The sequence below is a fragment of the Flavobacterium sp. ASV13 genome (assembly GCF_000745775.1).
Lineage (GTDB): Bacteria > Bacteroidota > Bacteroidia > Flavobacteriales > Flavobacteriaceae > Flavobacterium.
Window position 1 is genome coordinate 439,298 of record NZ_JQJY01000001.1, and the last position, 16,960, is coordinate 456,257.

At 31.9% G+C, this 16,960-nt stretch carries 15 protein-coding genes and 1 pseudogene; 3 read left to right on the forward strand and 13 right to left on the reverse strand.

Annotated elements, in window-relative coordinates:
• Positions 1-87: 87 nt before the first annotated feature.
• The 7 genes from GQ47_RS01930 to GQ47_RS01960 all read right to left on the reverse strand — a co-directional run bounded on the left by GQ47_RS01930 (position 88) and on the right by GQ47_RS01960 (position 7,286).
• The gene (locus tag GQ47_RS01930; protein WP_035644161.1) at positions 88-498 is read right to left on the reverse strand and encodes a hypothetical protein; all 411 of its coding nucleotides are present in this window, start codon (positions 496-498) and stop codon (positions 88-90) included.
• 46 nt (positions 499-544) lie between these two features.
• Positions 545-1,633, reverse strand: coding sequence for a DUF2235 domain-containing protein (locus tag GQ47_RS01935; protein ID WP_051951286.1), 1,089 nt, complete (start codon positions 1,631-1,633; stop codon positions 545-547).
• 42 nt (positions 1,634-1,675) lie between these two features.
• Positions 1,676-3,901, reverse strand: coding sequence for a DNA/RNA non-specific endonuclease (locus tag GQ47_RS01940; RefSeq protein WP_035644164.1), 2,226 nt, complete (start codon positions 3,899-3,901; stop codon positions 1,676-1,678).
• A gap of 84 nt (positions 3,902-3,985) precedes the next feature.
• Positions 3,986-5,170 (reverse strand): hypothetical protein, encoded by a 1,185-nt coding sequence (locus GQ47_RS01945; RefSeq protein ID WP_035644167.1) that lies wholly within the window; start codon positions 5,168-5,170, stop codon positions 3,986-3,988.
• Positions 5,167-5,520 carry a hypothetical protein gene (locus tag GQ47_RS01950; protein ID WP_035644170.1) on the reverse strand — a complete coding sequence of 118 codons (354 nt, stop codon included), beginning with the start codon at positions 5,518-5,520 and terminating at the stop codon, positions 5,167-5,169. The genes GQ47_RS01945 and GQ47_RS01950 overlap by 4 nt, the downstream gene beginning before the upstream one ends.
• Before the next feature lie 56 nt (positions 5,521-5,576).
• Positions 5,577-6,245, reverse strand: a complete 669-nt coding sequence (locus tag GQ47_RS01955; protein ID WP_035644173.1) for a CBS domain-containing protein — start codon at positions 6,243-6,245, stop codon at positions 5,577-5,579.
• Positions 6,246-6,374: 129 nt separating this feature from the next.
• Positions 6,375-7,286 carry a hypothetical protein gene (locus GQ47_RS01960; RefSeq protein ID WP_035644175.1) on the reverse strand — a complete coding sequence of 304 codons (912 nt, stop codon included), beginning with the start codon at positions 7,284-7,286 and terminating at the stop codon, positions 6,375-6,377.
• Positions 7,287-7,674: 388 nt separating this feature from the next.
• Here GQ47_RS01960 and GQ47_RS23705 point away from each other — a divergent pair.
• Positions 7,675-7,776, forward strand: a pseudogene (locus GQ47_RS23705) (XRE family transcriptional regulator); the annotation flags it as partial.
• A gap of 122 nt (positions 7,777-7,898) precedes the next feature.
• On the opposite strand, the gene GQ47_RS22765 reads toward GQ47_RS23705, so the two are convergent.
• From GQ47_RS22765 to GQ47_RS01980, 4 genes are all read right to left on the reverse strand, one after another.
• Complete coding sequence (locus GQ47_RS22765) at positions 7,899-8,984, reverse strand: PDDEXK family nuclease (RefSeq protein WP_051951288.1); 1,086 nt, start codon at positions 8,982-8,984, stop codon at positions 7,899-7,901.
• A gap of 202 nt (positions 8,985-9,186) precedes the next feature.
• Positions 9,187-9,963 (reverse strand): hypothetical protein, encoded by a 777-nt coding sequence (locus GQ47_RS01970; protein WP_035644179.1) that lies wholly within the window; start codon positions 9,961-9,963, stop codon positions 9,187-9,189.
• A gap of 182 nt (positions 9,964-10,145) precedes the next feature.
• Entirely contained in the window at positions 10,146-10,649 is a 504-nt protein-coding gene (locus GQ47_RS01975; protein ID WP_035644182.1) for a hypothetical protein, read from the reverse strand.
• 392 nt (positions 10,650-11,041) lie between these two features.
• Positions 11,042-13,417 carry a TonB-dependent receptor gene (locus tag GQ47_RS01980; protein ID WP_035644186.1) on the reverse strand — a complete coding sequence of 792 codons (2,376 nt, stop codon included), beginning with the start codon at positions 13,415-13,417 and terminating at the stop codon, positions 11,042-11,044.
• A gap of 58 nt (positions 13,418-13,475) precedes the next feature.
• Here GQ47_RS01980 and GQ47_RS01985 point away from each other — a divergent pair, with 58 nt between their 5' ends.
• Together GQ47_RS01985 and GQ47_RS01990 are read left to right on the forward strand one after the other, a co-directional pair.
• Positions 13,476-15,188, forward strand: a complete 1,713-nt coding sequence (locus GQ47_RS01985; RefSeq protein ID WP_035644189.1) for a histidine kinase — start codon at positions 13,476-13,478, stop codon at positions 15,186-15,188.
• A complete protein-coding gene (locus GQ47_RS01990) occupies positions 15,185-15,880 on the forward strand; it encodes a LytR/AlgR family response regulator transcription factor (RefSeq protein ID WP_035644191.1) in 696 nt (231 codons plus the stop codon). The genes GQ47_RS01985 and GQ47_RS01990 overlap by 4 nt, the downstream gene beginning before the upstream one ends.
• 57 nt (positions 15,881-15,937) lie before the next feature.
• Here GQ47_RS01990 and GQ47_RS01995 read toward each other — a convergent pair whose 3' ends face one another.
• Positions 15,938-16,516, reverse strand: coding sequence for a DUF4833 domain-containing protein (locus GQ47_RS01995; RefSeq protein ID WP_035644192.1), 579 nt, complete (start codon positions 16,514-16,516; stop codon positions 15,938-15,940).
• A gap of 12 nt (positions 16,517-16,528) precedes the next feature.
• Positions 16,529-16,960, reverse strand: coding sequence for a GtrA family protein (locus GQ47_RS02000; RefSeq protein ID WP_035644193.1), 432 nt, complete (start codon positions 16,958-16,960; stop codon positions 16,529-16,531).

Consider the following 16,960-nt stretch of genomic DNA (forward strand, 5'->3'; position numbering starts at 1 on the left):
TAATTATTATGGGAAAAGTATACGTTCAACCTTGTGTACTTGATATCTTTTCTGCCACAAAGTGCTCAGACAAATTATACATCTTACTTATTTAATAAATATACTGTCACGATATTTTATATAAAGTATGACTGTAATGCAAATTACAAAAGCGGCCCAAACTTTACTTCCCAATTCATGAACATATTTGAGATCATTTAATTGATCAGAATCAAATTTATATTTTTTAGGAAACAACCACACATATTCGAACATAAACCAAACCGGAGGGCCAATTGTCCAAGCACAGTATGCAATCACATCAAAAATTTTATAGTGAACTTCTTTACATCCTTCTATACAGTTTAATTCAGTATGGATATTCTTCAAATTAAAAGAATTTGTTATTTCCCATAATGTAAAAAATAACGCAACGATTGAAAGTGTAAAAATGATTCGACCTATTAGTGAAAACCAAAGTTTGGGATTCGATTCTGAAATATTTTGTTGATTTCCCATAAATTAATTATTAAGTTTTACTAGAATATTTTTATTTTACCCCCTATCAATACTTTATTACCTGATTCGTTACAGTTTCAAAATTATCATTTAGCAAATTCAAATTGGCAGGTTTATATTTACTGGTAGTTATTTTATCAATTACACTTTTATGGATAAAAGTGCCTTGTTCGAATTTTCGTAGCGGCCACAATCTAAAATCTAAAATCATATCATGATAACCGCTGCCTTTTTTATATCGGGCTCTTGGTATGAAATCAAATAGTTTAAAACCAATTGAAAGCGAGTTGTGTATTTCAAGTGTATAATCGGGCTTTTGATACTTAGAATTTATACCATATACATAGTAGTCAACTTTCTTTTTTAAAAGTTTTAATTCCTGATTAGAAGCTTCACCCAGCATCCATTCTAAAGCTAACTTAGACAAACCTTCAATGGGATAAGAACCTCCTACATCAGAATGTACGCCTGCAAAAAGAACTTGCTTACAGTTTGTATGCAATTCTGAAACTTCATAAAAATCATAATGCTTTCTTCTCTCATCTATAGAAATCGCGTGTCTTACTGTTTTCGCAATACCTAAACTTCTTGAATAGGGAAAGCTTTTGTAATAGTTTATCAATCCTCCAGCGGCAACAACAGTATCCCATATGCCTATGAAATGAATATCAATTTCTCTAGAGAATCTGGAACGAAAAGCGTTTGCTATCTGATGCATCTTATCTCCCTTTACATAAATTTCAAGAGCATATCTTAAATGTGCATAGTTCCCTTTTTGTAATAAGCCAAACATTTCGATTACTCCACTTAACATTCTGACTGTATAGGCGCCACGGCTAAAGCCAAAAAGAAAAATTTTGTCACCATCTTGATAGTTTTCCATTAAAAAAAGATAAGCATCCTTTACATTGTCCTCAAGACTCGATGCAGACACAAGATCTTTCATGATATTCCATTTTCTAACTAACCAATTTTTGGCGCCACTGGGAGTAATTGTTCCGACTCCAGGATGATAATAAGTTATCTGTTCGTCACTTTTTTCAAGACAACTGTACAAATGCAGCACATTTGTGTTTTCATTGATGGTCAGCTTATTATCTGTCCCATCACAACAGATTACTAAGTTTTTTGGCATAAAATTGCTTTTTTAAAATTATAAAAATGAACAGAACCAACTCTAAAGCACTATTGATTTTTCATCCGTCAGAATCAAACTTTCTTCACCATTATTTGGTCTGAACGTATCGAATTCTTCTAATCCTTGAAAATCAATTTCTGTTGCTTCACTGATACTTTTAATAGTGCATTGGTAATTTTTAAATTCTACTACCTGGTCTATATCAAGTGCTTCTAAATCCTCTCGCAAACTTTCATCAAAATGAATATTACTCACCAGCAATTTTTGAGATAATCTAAAGGCTGTGGCTTTTAAATTGTCTGCGTCATCAATCCACACAATTATTTTAAAAAAATCCATTGGTGTTCTCACGCCTCTGAAAATTTTGTCTGTTTTTTTATCGAAAATTGGTCCGTTAAAAACAGTCATTTTAGTTTCGTCGTTGTCAGTTTGTCTTTTAACCCCTTTTTCTAAAACTGCTTTTTCAAGTTTTCCCCAAACTCCACCTGCACGATTCAATCCTGGAACTTGTGGACATGCATTGGAATAAAAACAAGTATAAATACCATTACGCAACTCATTATCTTTTGAAGCAGGAATATTCCATTTAGCATCCTGATATCGACTCATATGGCCTTTGTCAAAATTAGATTTTGCATAAAACTTATCGTCAAGCTGGCAGGATTTATCTATCCTCGCATCACGAAGCCAGTCATCGCTGCGTTCTGTATCATCTATTCGAAGTGCGGGATCGCCCGATACATTCACAGCACTTATTAAAGGCATTTTTCTGACGCCATTAAAAATAACACTGTAATTAAAATACTTAAGTATTATTGATTTGTCCTTTAGCTTCGCTATTTCCTCTTCAATATCACTTCCTTTTTTGGGTATTGGCATTGGAACATTTATCCCAAGAAAATCCGCGCTATATCCAATACAAGCACTAAAATCCATCCCGTCTTCTTTACCCGTTTTAAAGACCTCATCAGAAATTTTATTATCGGGATTATTGCCTTTTGGTTCTGAAACTCCAACTGCAGCTATTTTTTTAGTTGACAAACTGATATCTATAGTTTTTTCACTGCTCAAAGCATCAACAGGGACACTTATTAAAATGTTCTTGCTATTATTTTCCATAACGTCTTGGTTTACTATTTTTTTTTGTTCAGTATCTACAACTGTATCATTAATCGAAAAATGCAAAATTTCTTTTTGGGGTAATTGCTCAATTGCTGTAATTATGGGGTCATTAGGATTTTTTTCTCTCACCTGCTTTAAAATTGCACTAATTCTGATTCCTTCATTTTTAAGCCAGACCACTTTGGTAATGTCAATTTTACCATCATATTCTGGGATTAAATTACCATCTTTATCAAGATAGTGTTTTCCGTCTTCGGTCATTTTTGCAATACTCTTATGATGAAGACCTACGACCTGCCACTGGTCATTAAACACCGGACTTCCGCTGCTTCCCTGAGCTGTATCTGTTTTGTAATAAATTTTGAAATCATCTATACCAACAAACAAATTTTCTCTGATAGACAACTGTTTATAATCTCCCAAAGGATGATGAATAATGTTAAGTTTTTCAACATTTACCTCTCCAATTTTACCTACTAGCCGATCTAGATATAAATAACCAATTTTATCTAAAGAATATTTATTGTCTACATCGGTAGGCGCTATTCCAACAAAGCAATAATCGAGTTCTTCATTGTTATAGAATTTTGTGGCATCCATTTTAAATATAACGGGATCAATAGGATGTCCTAAATTGTCATACTCATAAAAAAAATGAGCCTCGCTTTCGGTTGCCATTTCCTTAGTCTTAAAAACGTGCCAATTGGTAAGCATTAAGTTTTTAGAAACCATAAAACCAGTAGCAAAACCAGTTTTTTTACCATTTTCTTTAATCACTATTCTGGCGACTTTTCTTTTAGTAATTGCAATGAGTTCAATAAAATTACTGTACAAAGAATCATTATTTCCTATGGCTCTTTCGTAAGCGAAATCAACAGGTTCAGCCGTTTTGGAAGCAAGCATATCCTTCCTGTTCTCTTTCCTTTTTTGATTTTCTTCCTCCGAAATATGTGGTATTGATTCAGCTACAATGCGATTGCCATTAGACTTATAATTTTCGGGAGAAAGAATGTCTGAATCATCACTATCGCCAAGGGCAGCATCAATAGAAAAACTCTCGTTTGCTATCGTAGAAGCAATTAACGTGTCTTTAGCCTCTTGATTAGTTTCTTTCTGTAATTGTTCTTTAGATACTTTTAGCATAAGTTTGTTTTTTAAGTTTATCTAATTCTTTTTAGGTGATTTTACTTTGCTTTATCTATTAAATTTGCATTGTATTATTCAAAATTAATTCGGATTAAAACGTCTATTAAATATTGAATAATTGACTCCTAAAATTGAGAAAAGACTGTTCGTGACAGCAAAAGGCGTGTTAAAATCTTTGCCGATACTTAAGTTAACACTCATATCACTGGCAATTGTATAGGAACATTGAGCAGCTACCCGGTAGGTAAAATCTTTTTCTAAACGCGTAATCGGTTCATTTGCCAAATTAATGTCTGGAATCTCAGCACGATACCATCGCATCATTGCTTCAACAGAAATATTAAAATCTTTTTCTTGTCTAATATAACTTAGTCCACAATCTGTATTTACTGAAGTGCTGTCTGATGTATTTGTCATTAATCTTGTTGTTATTGTCCAGGCATCTTTTTCAGTCACATAATAGTTGGCATTGATCCAAAAGCCTATTTTTTGAAGCGGATTATTTGAGTTGTTTGAGGTAATAAATTTGAACGCACCCGCAGTTTCAAGACTAAATCCTGTACGCTTATTTTCCATTTCTCTAATTTTATCTGTTAGCGTACTGCTTTCATCACCGTATTTCTTTTTTAACGCGTCCAAAACTTTCGGAACCTTATTTCCAATTAAAGGATATTGGATTAAGTCATTGAAAGCATTAATTACTTCTGTAATTTTAGATTCTGGAACCTTTAGATTTGCGAGGTTAGTTTTGAGCTTGGATATAGCTTCATCTGCACTTGAAGGTGCAAGCGTTTCTGTAAATGTAATTACACCTACTATTGATTCTAAATCTTTCATATCTTTTTCTAAGGTTGCCATCTCCTTATTTAATACTCCCTTGAAAATTTCAAATCTATATCCTACACCTAAATTGTCTTTATTTGTAATCGTATCGCGAACTGTAGCGGCTGACAAAGTAAAGGTTTGCAATACGGTTTGTAAAGTTCCAGGATTCAGATATTCCGCTCTCGTTAAATTCGGTCTGTTTTTTAACCAATAAGGAGTTACCTCTAATCCTATATTCATTACTAATTTTCCGTTTTCATCAAATGAACTCAATAAATCACCAGAAAGTTTTTTTGCTGAAGTAGGTCGCATTACAGAAGTGGGTTCGAAACCTAAAATACTGAAAGCAGGAGTATTGGGTATACGCAAATCCTGACCAAAAACGATCGAGCCCCATAATACCAAAACAACACTTATTATGTTTTTGTAATTTTTAGTCATCGGTTTATTTTTATATTAATGTAATAACATGCGATGTCTTTATCAGCTGGCAATTCTTCTGCGTAGTTGTAAAAGGTATTCACTCCACCTTCTGATATAATTACAATCACTCCTGTCCAATTGGTTTGAATTAGTTTATCCTGAATAGTTACCAGCACTTGAATTGATTTTCCTTCGAGCTGATTTGCAGTACCAATTAGAACCGTGTCATTCGCCCCAACAAACTCTAAATCTTTAAGGATAAAATAGCTTCCTCCCTGACCATTCCCTGAAATAACAGAAACAGAAATTTTATTTTTTGCTGACTTTAATTGATATTCTTCCTCTTTTCTATAATTATATATTGCCATTTTTTAAGTTTTTACAATTTTTAAAAATCCTCTTTTGGGTTAACCTTTTAATTGATTTATATTTTCTGATTGTTCATATATCGTATAATCTGAGTATCAGTAAGCCAGCCCGTTAGTTCGTTATTAGCATCAATAACAAACAAATCCTTATAGTTTTTTTCATTCATTATTTTTCTCGCGTCCTCTACTTTTTTGTCTTGATTTATATTCTCAAATTCAATTACTGAATGGTTAGCCTTAATAAATTCGTCTAATGTAGTTGCAGGGGGCGTCTTAAGCATTTCATCACTCAAGGTGCTTTTGTGAATTATACATTTCACTTTTCCTTTTTCTAAAATTGGCAGTCTGCTTTTTTTAATACTATCCAAAAAATCACGTAATCCTTTTAGATCAAATTTCGTTATAAGAGAATCATCAGTATCTAATGAAACCATGGTAAATTTGTCTATCATTATTTGTTTCACGAGAATATCATCTAAAATATCGGGAGTAAGTCTATCTATAACCTGATTGTAACTTTTAGTCGCCGCTTCAAAATTAGCTTTGCCAAAATAAAACGCCAGAATTGTTCCTACCCATGTACTGATAACAGGTAATATAATAGCGAAGAGTTTTTCAGGATCACTACGATGACACATATAATAAATGGCCATTAAGATTATAACTAAAAAAGATACCGAAAGTATCATTATAGCGATTTGGGAATTTGTTTTATTTTCTTCCATTCTTTTTTGTTTTGGTTTAATTTACTTAATAAGATTTCTGTTTATGAGGATTATTTCTTTATAATTAAAATTATTCAGAGGCTTTTCAAAAGTATAACCAGCTATAAAATTTTAACTTTTACTATTTTGTCATTGTGTTGATATAGTTTTTGTACTGCAGTACCAAACTTCAATTGTATTATGTATAGTTGTATTATTAATTTTTTTCAGGGTAAATATTAATCCCGTCATATCTTTAATTCTTTTAGCCAGGAGATTCGCTACTTCAATATTAGTAGTCGCATAATATCGTATTTCATTTTCATCTTCTTTACTGCCAACAAAATCTAAAGGAGGCACTATATAATAAGGTTTTAATTGACTGGCTAAAAATTGGGTACGATCCTTTCCTACCACTCCTGTGTATTGTATATACACTTTTAATGAATTTCCTGCGACCTTATTTGTAGCTTCGATTATTTCTGGTGATCTGTTTAAAAGCACTGTTTTACCTGTATTATTAGTTTGCGCAGACTCAGTATTTGATTTTGATGTGACCGGAACTTTATCAATAGCTTCAACCAACTCATTATTTTTTTCGATTTTTGCAAAAGCTTTTTGAATATCTGAATTCATATTTGTTAGTATCATTATAGGTCGTTGATTTTTTCCAATACCCAAATAAATACTATCATTTTTATAATATCCTGAATTAGCATTGAACATCCCGATCAGAAATTCTTTTGATCTCTTGTATTTTTTAGTGGTATCTGGGCCATTCATATCTGCCCAAACCATTTTTACCATATCTACCTCGCTTTTGTAACGATCTAATGCTTTCGATTTCTCGGTACCTCTCCAGTTTATACAAAAAAATATTATAGTAACTAGCAATGTTAAGAATGGAAGAAAAACAGGAATGATTCTCCGTTTCATAAATATTTCTATTGGAGACTGCCCAGCATCTGTAAGGTTTTTAATTTCAAGAATTACCTTTTCTCTGTCTAAGGCGGCTTTATCAAGAGATTCTAAATCGATAACGCGATTTTTTTTGTTGCTCATAATAACTTTTAGATTTGTTTGAAAAATTTAAATCTTGATTGTTAGCATGTATGAAAAACGTACATCTGCGTTTCAATATCTGTATTTGTGGCGAATACAATTGATAAGATTATATATGTATAATAAATGTTCTTGTAAAACTTCATCATCATACACATATTACTGTCTTTTATTAAGATAGACATGTCAAATATAACAATATTAAACACGTAAAAATCAAGTACTTATACCTGATTTAAAAATAAAAATTTGCTTGGATCAAAATAAAAGATATACAAGCCTATAAGCAGCTATATTAGAGATAAAAGTTAATTATCACGAGTTAGCAGTAAAAAAACTTTGCGCAATAATTATCAGCTTGATTAAAATAATTTTACCTCCTATCTAAGAGTTAAAAAAACTTCACGAAGAAAAAATTGCGTTGTACGAGCATATGTTGAAGGAAAAAGATGAGATGATGGTTAGGCTTGAGAAATTGATTGGGAAATGATTTTTTATAAGATATATTAAAACAAAAAAGAGACTTTTGAAGTCTCTTTTTTGTGTAAAACTATTTATTTTCATAATTCAATTTATTTCTGACAAATTTCTCAATAGATTTTTTATATTTTTTTATAATTCAGTTCTTTCTAATCCAATTCCTACTGCTGAAGGATATGATACATCAATATATCTTAAATTAACCGGCATATGAGTATCAATAATTTTCCGTACTAAAATTACTTCTCTATTCTTCCAATTTGACATCAGATGTGGATATGCAGGATCATCAGCTATTAATAAAACATTTATTATATTTTTATTTAAAATATATTCATCAATTTCAAAACAAATTAAATTCTCAGTTCTGATATAGTAAATATTAATAATAAAATCATCTATATAAATTAAATCTGAATCAAATGTAAAATTATACATTGAATGATAGGTAGAAATATAAATTCTAAATTCTATATATATTTTACCTTTAATTATCTTCAAATTAGGAAAACGAGAAACATTTCCCAATAAGAACTTTAAAATAAGAGAAATTTTTGCTTTATCAAATAACTCTTTTTTTGGCCAAATATCAGTATATAGGTCTCTAGCTTCACTAATCTGAGAATTAAGGAAGATTCCATCTGCAATTATTGAAATTTGAGGATTTTGTTTATCAATGTTTTGAAGAAACTTTAGATAGTTATTCCTATAAGAAATATTTGCCATTTTTTCAGCTTCACTTTTTGTCCAAGCCGAAATATCTGGTATATCTTTAAAGTCATCTAATCCTTCTATCCAAATATTCTCTCCTGTAATGAATCTTATAAACTCAGAAATCACTTTACAGCATAAATCTGGATATTTGCAAATTTGCTCTTCTGCAAATCTAATAATGTGCCAACCTTTTGACAAAAAAAAATTATTTCTCCGCTCATCATTAAAATGAATAGGCTCTTTAGTTCCCATCGCATATGGCTCATCTATTTCAATATCGATGCACAAATCAAATTTTGGGTAGTAAAGAATAAAATCAGGTTGATATGGATATTTCCATCCATTATCAATAACCATATTTGTTTTAATATGTCCTTTGAAATATTTATTAATTTTATAATCAAAGTAACTCTCTGTAATACCTGATTTATAGCTATCGAAATCAATTAGAGCTTGATTATCTAGTTTAGTTTTAGAATAAAATATTTTGGGATATTGTTCCATATAATTTTTTATATAAAAATTGAAAATCTTTAATTAGCACGATAGCGCGGATTTGCAATCCGCACCCGCTCGCGCGAGCGTCTCGCTCGTGAACCCAAAGCTAAGCACGAGCGAGACGCTCGCACCAGCAGAGGAACGGGGACTGATAGCTAGAGTTTCGCTTTGTGCTTAACAATGAAATCTAGCTATTAAATATTTTCAATTACCATGAATCATCGCAAGGGCATTCTTCGATAAATCCTTCTTTATAAAAATTTAATAGTTTAAAAGTAGCTTTAAAAGTTTCATCGTATTTAAAGTTTAGTAGCTTTTTTAAAATTTCAACGTGATTTCGTCCAGTTTTATCTGATTTTGTATGAATGATTTCATTTCTCAAATCTCTTAGATTATGAATATGAGCATTTGTAGGATTTGGCTTTGCGAAAAAATTTACTCCTAAAGCTTGGGGTAACACCTTCGTTAATTTATCATTAAATGAAATTGAATACTGAATTTGATTCTTGTTGTAAATTTCAGTTTTTTTGTCACTCGTAATTTTATATTCGAATTCTTCGGGTATTATGTCATTAATAAAACATTCTATCGATGTGAAGAGACTAATTATACAAGAACTTGCTGTTCCATGATAATCGTAGGCAAAACTAAAATTTATTTCACTTGCGTTTGAAATATCAGCTAAATTTTTAACTAAATTTTTTCGTTGTTCTTTTCTTTGAATATTAAGATTATAAGCAAAATTATAATTAACTAGTGAAAAGTCAGGAACAGGAATCATACATTGTCTTCCATTATCATTATATATGAAACTGAAAATTTTTTCATCTAATTCAGTTGTTATAATGACAAAATTATCCTTAGAATTTTCCTTAAGGAATTTTTGGTCGATTTCTTTTATTTTAATTTGCTTTCCCACTTCTCCTAGCCTACTGTCATTTTGCAATCGATTATGAAATAGAAAGTTTCTTTTAATATGTTTCATCTTAAACAATTAATTTAATAAGGATTATAGCTAATATTAAAAAAAAATAAACTTCATATGTACACACTTCTTTGTTTGCATTGAGAGTTTCTATCTCTTTTCAATCTTAATTTCAATTTTTTAAAAGTCATTTTCTTCAGCTTAGAGCTAACATCCGCTCCCCGATAGCGCGGATTTGCATGCTACTTTCGAATTCTTATTCCTTGTTCTTGTAATTTTAATAATGCGAGAGTTTTCGACATATCTTTTCCTTTAGAAGAACAAAAGTCTATCAAATCATATTGTATTACACATATAATACTTTCTGCTTTGTCTGAAATATCTTTAATTTTATGTAACAATTCCTCTTTTATGTTTCCAGCATTTAAATCTTCTTCGTTTCCACAGATAACTTTGTGAACCAACCAATTCCTTTGCTGTAAAAAAGCATTTAATTCATCTTGCAATGACAAATTATATAGTTTCTCTTTAATTGCAATTTTAATAGCGTGGCCTAAAGTATAACTCTGGTTTTGTTTTAAAAATTCATCCGCTTGTTCTTTTGTTTCTGTAGGATTCATTTTAAGAGTAATTGAATGACTCAACGCTTGTTCAACCATTTGGGTTTTAAATAGAGCTTCTCCGAGGAAACAATACAAATTAATTTCATCATTGTTGGCTGGTATTTTAATAATATCTTCTTTCATATGCTTTTCACTTTAATAAATTATCATTACTAGCTTTTTTAATTATTCATTAGTCAAAGATATTCTTTTAGTATGCAGTGTTTTTGCGCAGTAAAAAAATTATTCCATTTTTCTTAAATTTTATTTTCCCCCTCGCTGACGCGAGGAGAGGATTACTTTAATACCAAAACCCCCGATAGCACGGATTTGCAATCCGTGCACGCAACAGTAAGACACAAAACAAATCATCAAAACAAAAGTTGCACAAATTAATGTGTTTATTTATGTTTACAAAGAGAACTAACCAATCTTTGTGGGCACGGATTGCAAATCCGCGCTATCGTTGCGGAGATAAATCTGCTCCACGCTGGCGCGAGCGTGTTTTTTTATTATCAAAGTCTCATTCTATACTATCAATTACGATTAGCACTACTCGCCTGCCTAATCGCTTTTGGATCAGTTAAATTAAAACGATAAACAAAACTAAGACGATAGCGAGCGGCGTTTGGGATACTGTTTTCGGTAATATAATAATCTGTTCCGGTTGTCGTACTTTTATTTTGGCGTAAGTCAAAAGCATTTGACACATCAAATACAATGGTAGCTTTATCTTTCAATAAAATTTTACTTAAACCAAAATCAAGCGATTGCAATGCCTCGTTTTTTGTTTGTGCATTTTGTTGTGCGCCTCGAAAGTTATAACGCCCTTGAAAACTAAATTTTGATGGCAATTTAACCTGAGTACTTAAGCGTCCGGTAAACGTTTTTCCTTCATAGTCGAGGTTTTCTTCCTGATAACTTCCTTTTTGGGCGAAATGATAAAAATTCATTTCTAAATTGACCTGAAGCCATTTTAAGGGATTATATAATGTCGAAAGTTCTATGCCACTTCGTATTTCATGCTGAATATTAATAGGCGTTGTATAAAAAATATCATTTTCGCGATAAGTAAAATCCTGAATGTAGCCACTTTCCCATTGATAATAAACGGAAGGATTCAGCGTAAATTTTTTCCATGTTTTAAGAAAAGCCAATTCAAACACATCAGAATAAGAAGGATTTAGATCTGGATTACCAATATATTGCGCATTCAAATCGGTTAGTTCGTTAAAAGGATATAAAGCATATAAGGGCGGACGGTTAATTCGTTTGCTGTAATTTAACTGCAAAGTAGAGGCTTCGAACTTATAACTTAAATTAACGGTCGGAAATAATCTGTTGTATTTTTTATCATCGTTATAGGTGTTTTTAATATCTGTAATAGAAATTTTAGTGAATTCCGTACGCAGACCAAGCATATAATTAAATCGCTTCAATTTATTGCTGTATTGCCCATATGCACTTGAAATGGTTTCGGTATAATTTAAATCATTGTCAATATCTTGATAAATCGTCCAAATATCTCCCTGTTGCTGCTCAGCCAAAAACTGACTTGAAACTTTACGGATTTCTGTTTTAACACCAATTTCAAATACAGAAACAGAATCTATTGGCTGAACAAAATCACTTTGCATAAGTAAATCTTTGCTACTTCCTATTGAATTGGTTCTAATGCCAGGATAAGCAAGTGTTTCTGGATATAGTTGTTGTGTCAAAAGATTCCACTTTTTGTCGCTGTTCCACCAATCATACTGAACATCTATAGTCCATTTTTTTGATGGCTTTTTAAAAGTCTGCGTATAATTAAACTCGAATTGATTGTAATCTCTTTTTTCCAATGATTTTCCTTCTCTTGTTAAAAGACTATCGCGTGTGTGATTTGCATTGCTGTAATCATATAATAAACGAGTTTTATCATCATCCTGCGTGGCATTTTTCAAGAAAGCGGCAGTAATGGTACGATGTTCATCAATATAATAATCAGCACCCAAATACATCAATTTTCCATCATCATGGCGATCTTCGTTCTGTACGTGGTTAAGATAATTTGGAACACCATTATTCATAGTGGACTGATTCGTAGTATATAATCCAACGTAATCCGAGGAACGAATACCAAAATTGGAAAAAATATTGATTTTATCTGATTTAAAATTGATGCTTGGATTAAGGCGACTGTCATTTGGTGATCCGGCAACTAATCGAACCTGACCGCTGAAACCGCTTTTTTTGTTTTTCTTTAATATAATATTGATAATTCCTGCCGAGCCCGAAGCATCATATCGGGACGAAGGATTTGTTATTACCTCAACGCGTTCAATCTGATCAGCAGCAATTTGATCGAGTGAATTGCTTTGCGTTAAACCAGATTGACGTCCATTAATTAATATCAATACGCTACTGTTTCCACGAAGACTTATTCCGCCCGTTGGACTAACGGTTACCGATGGAACTCCGTTTAAAACATCGTGAGCAGAACCATTCTGCGAAAGCACATCTTTCCCTACTTCAAAAACTTTTTTATCCAGTTTTAAACTAACACTTGATTTTTGCCCCGTCACTTCTACCTCATTTAATTCTACCGCATCGGCATTTAAAACAATCGTTTCGAGTTCTATTTTTGGTTTTCCCGAAATGATTTCGAATGTTTGAGTATAATTTTGATATCCAATATAACTAAAAAAAATTGTCATTTTTCCGCTTGGCAGTCCTTCGAAATTAAAGATTCCATGATCGTCTGTTACGCCAACAGCTACTTTTTTTGAGGTATTATCTTGAATTGATATTGTCACATACGGAATTGATTCTTTTGTTGTATTATCCTGAACTTTACCCGAAACTGCTGCTTTCTGCGCAAAACTAAACATCGGAATAAATAAAATTAAAATACTGGTTATTAAGGCTTTCATGTTTGTTGATTTTATGATACAAGATTACTTTATAAAATAAAATCTTACCTTTTAAAACATGCGAACGGCTCTAGGAGCTTTCGAAATGCATTTCTGTATTCGATATTTATTTTATCTTTATCTTATGTATCGATCGCCCTTTTTTATCGTTTTAGTACTACTATTGTTTTCATCATGTAAACAATACACCGAGTTTGTGAAATCGGATGTTACATATTATGTTGACGACGATAAACCACAGAATTTTCTAAGTCAGTCGGCAGATTCTATATTTAAAGTTGTTATCGATGTTGAACTGCTTAAACGCGAAAATACCTCAAGTCCGCTGGGCATACAAGTAACTGGTTTTGGTGCTTTTGATGTTTATTGGGATGGTGTTTTTGTGGGAAGCAACGGGAAAATGACGAAATCCGGCCAAGCCGAAATTCCGGGAACTGAATTGACGTATTATCAAATTCCCGAAAAATTAGCCAATTTAGGCAAGCATACTGTAACGGTAATTGGAACTCAGGTTTATTTACGAGAATCTCAGCGAGGCATGAAGGTCAAACTGGAAAGCTTTTTAAGACTTCATCGTGCACCGCTTGTTGTCATGTCTTTTATGAATCTCATGGCAGGAGCTTTTCTAATTGCCTCTATTTATTATTTTTTTCTCTACATAAACAGTACGCGTAAAGAAGCAACCGTTTTGCTTTTTGGGATAATTTGCCTTCTCTTTTTCTGCCTTCTTATTGTAGAATACGTGAAATTTTATGTCGATATTCCTTATACCCATTTTTATACCCGATTACAGATTGTTGGCTTACTAACATTTATAATTTCAATACTCGTCCCTTGGTATTTTATGCTGCAATTTGGCTTTAAATTAAAACGATTGTTTTTATTTCTTTTGATTATAAGTCTTATAACAATCTATATCGTTTACTACGGCGAATATGATAGGACAGCCATCTATTTTAGTTATGCAATGTGCATAGTCTCTTTTATTGTTGCCATTGATGCCGCATTCCGAAAAATTAAAGGCGGCTTAATCGTTGTGATTGGTTTATTGGCAAGCGTGATTGTCAACAAATATATTTTTTATGATTTTGGATTGTTCATCGCATTTACAATTATTGTTCTGTCTATGCTTTATCTGCATACTATTCGGGCAAAAGCTCTTGAAGAAGCGCATAATGCATCGTTATTACTTTCATCGAGATTACAGTTAGAATTGGTTAAAAAAAATATTCAGCCACACTTTCTTCGTAATACACTAACTTCATTAATAGATTGGATCGAAGAATCTCCGCAACAAGGCGTTATCTTTATTCGTGCGCTGGCAGATGAATTTGATATAATGAATTCTATTGCTGAAGACACCTTAATTCCTATTCAGCAGGAAATAGAATTATGCCGAAAACATTTAGAAGTAATGTCTTTTCGAAAAGAAGTATGTTATAACTGGGAAGAAAGAAATATTGATACAAATGAAGAAATTCCGCCTGCTGTTATTCATACCATTATAGAAAACGGAATCACGCATAGTTTGCCTCCAAAACAAGGTTGTATTACTTTCCGTTTAAGTTTTACCAAAGAAAAACAATACAAGCAATATACATTGTTAACCCTAGCAAAAAACCGAAATAGAAAAAAAGAAAACAGCAAGGGAACAGGTTTTAAATACATCAAAGCCCGATTAAATGAAAATTATGGCAGCAATTGGGAATTTGATTCATTTGCTGTAGAAGAAGGATGGTGTACAACAATTAAAATTTTTGATAAAAAATGAAAATTCTAATTATTGAAGATGAGGCTCGAATTGCCAAACGAATCGAAAGAATGACGCGCGATTTTTTTGATAAAGAGGTGCAGATTTTACTCAGTGATTCTGTTGAAAATGGATTAAATACAATTGAAAAACAATCCATTGATTTACTTCTTCTCGATTTGAATTTGAATGGCGAAGACGGATTTGAAGTACTGCAGACCGTTGTCGCAAAATCGTTTCAAACCATTATTATTTCTGCTTATACCGATAAAGCGATTATGGCATTTCATTATGGCGTTTTAGATTTTGTTCCTAAACCATTTGACGAACAGAGGCTTTCACAAGCTTTTACACGTTTTACAACACCCGAAAAAACAAATGGTCAGAATATTCAGTTTTTAGCCGTAAAAAAAGGAAAAACAATCAAACTCATCACGATTAAAGATATAAGATACATAAAAGGCGCTGGAATTTATACCGAATTACATTTAGTAAATGGCCACGTAGAACTACATGATAAGTCTATGGAATCATTAGAAAAACTACTTCCTGCAACATTCGAACGAATTCATAAATCCTATATTCTTTGCTGGCAGGAGGCAGATAAACTTATTGTAGAAACTGGCGGAAAATATAATATGTTACTTAAAAATGGAGAACTATTGCCTGTTGGTCGTTCAAGATATAAAGAAATCAAACATAAACTGATTTAGTTTTTGACGATGTGTATACATGCAAACCGGTTCTAATAAAAATTTAAAATAAGTATCTTATTTTAGTAACATCCTTTCCGTAATTGTTTTATTTGAAGAAGCATCAATTCCGGTAACTTCGGCATATTTTACATTTGGAAACCAAAAAGAACCTCCTTCAATGCGCACAAATATTTTTTCTACCTGTATTCTTTTTTGATTCACACTTACAAAAACATGATATTTTTGATCTGAATCCATCTTTTTCAAGGTTAAGGGTAACTTTTTATAAGATACAAATTGAAGCTCAAACTCCTCATTATTTATGGTTTTACTTTCTATTCCGTATGCAAATTTGCGTTGCATGTAATTAAAGTCTTTCTTCTCTCCTTTCTCAGCATATCGAATCCAATACGCTTTTATAGGATCACTTTTGTTTATTTTTCCATTTTCCTGGTAGTTTATGGCATAAATAGCAGTATTTATATTCGGATCCCGCTGAATATAAAATAGCATATTGTCTATATTTTTAGGCGTAGGGAAATTTAATGGCGACGGATTTTTAGATTGTGCCAATAGCTTTCCAGAAATCATATTTACTAAAATCGTTATAACGATTAGTGATTTTGTAAAATTTTTAAATGATAATTTATTCATAACGAAATGTTTCTAATTTGATTCGATTACCTTCTGTTTTTCGTTTATCTTAAAAACCCAATATTTAATCAGTGGATAATTAAATCCATAAGAAACAAAACTGTCCGTGATTAATCTTCCGATTCTGTAATCGATTTGAAATGATTTTTGTAAAATAAGCGTACCGAATGATTTTAAAGAAATACTTCCTAATACAACCAACGCAAATTTAAAAAGCTGACTATTAATGTGATTGCTATAACCAGATTGATTTTTAAATACCCAAAATCTATTAATGCTGAAATTGATAATGGCACCAACGGTTCCGGAGATTAGAATAGAAAAAGTAAAATACAATTGAAAGACTTCTGTCAACAAAACCATTAAGCCATAATCGGTAATGCCACCTACAAATGCCGCAACTTGTGCTTGCAGAAAAGTGAAAATGGATTTTTTCCTGAACAT

Excerpts from the sequence above, each read along its gene's own strand:
- GQ47_RS01930 (WP_035644161.1), bottom strand. The coding sequence starts at position 498 with ATGGGAAATCAACAAAATATTTCAGAATCGAATCCCAAACTTTGGTTT.
- GQ47_RS01935 (WP_051951286.1), bottom strand. The coding sequence starts at position 1,633 with ATGCCAAAAAACTTAGTAATCTGTTGTGATGGGACAGATAATAAGCTG.
- GQ47_RS01940 (WP_035644164.1), bottom strand. The coding sequence starts at position 3,901 with ATGCTAAAAGTATCTAAAGAACAATTACAGAAAGAAACTAATCAAGAG.
- GQ47_RS01945 (WP_035644167.1), bottom strand. The coding sequence starts at position 5,170 with ATGACTAAAAATTACAAAAACATAATAAGTGTTGTTTTGGTATTATGG.
- GQ47_RS01950 (WP_035644170.1), bottom strand. The coding sequence starts at position 5,520 with ATGGCAATATATAATTATAGAAAAGAGGAAGAATATCAATTAAAGTCA.
- GQ47_RS01955 (WP_035644173.1), bottom strand. The coding sequence starts at position 6,245 with ATGGAAGAAAATAAAACAAATTCCCAAATCGCTATAATGATACTTTCG.
- GQ47_RS01960 (WP_035644175.1), bottom strand. The coding sequence starts at position 7,286 with ATGAGCAACAAAAAAAATCGCGTTATCGATTTAGAATCTCTTGATAAA.
- GQ47_RS22765 (WP_051951288.1), bottom strand. The coding sequence starts at position 8,984 with ATGGAACAATATCCCAAAATATTTTATTCTAAAACTAAACTAGATAAT.
- GQ47_RS01970 (WP_035644179.1), bottom strand. The coding sequence starts at position 9,963 with ATGAAACATATTAAAAGAAACTTTCTATTTCATAATCGATTGCAAAAT.
- GQ47_RS01975 (WP_035644182.1), bottom strand. The coding sequence starts at position 10,649 with ATGAAAGAAGATATTATTAAAATACCAGCCAACAATGATGAAATTAAT.
- GQ47_RS01980 (WP_035644186.1), bottom strand. The coding sequence starts at position 13,417 with ATGAAAGCCTTAATAACCAGTATTTTAATTTTATTTATTCCGATGTTT.
- GQ47_RS01985 (WP_035644189.1), top strand. The coding sequence starts at position 13,476 with ATGCGAACGGCTCTAGGAGCTTTCGAAATGCATTTCTGTATTCGATAT.
- GQ47_RS01990 (WP_035644191.1), top strand. The coding sequence starts at position 15,185 with ATGAAAATTCTAATTATTGAAGATGAGGCTCGAATTGCCAAACGAATC.
- GQ47_RS01995 (WP_035644192.1), bottom strand. The coding sequence starts at position 16,516 with ATGAATAAATTATCATTTAAAAATTTTACAAAATCACTAATCGTTATA.
- GQ47_RS02000 (WP_035644193.1), bottom strand. The coding sequence starts at position 16,960 with ATGTTCAGGAAAAAATCCATTTTCACTTTTCTGCAAGCACAAGTTGCG.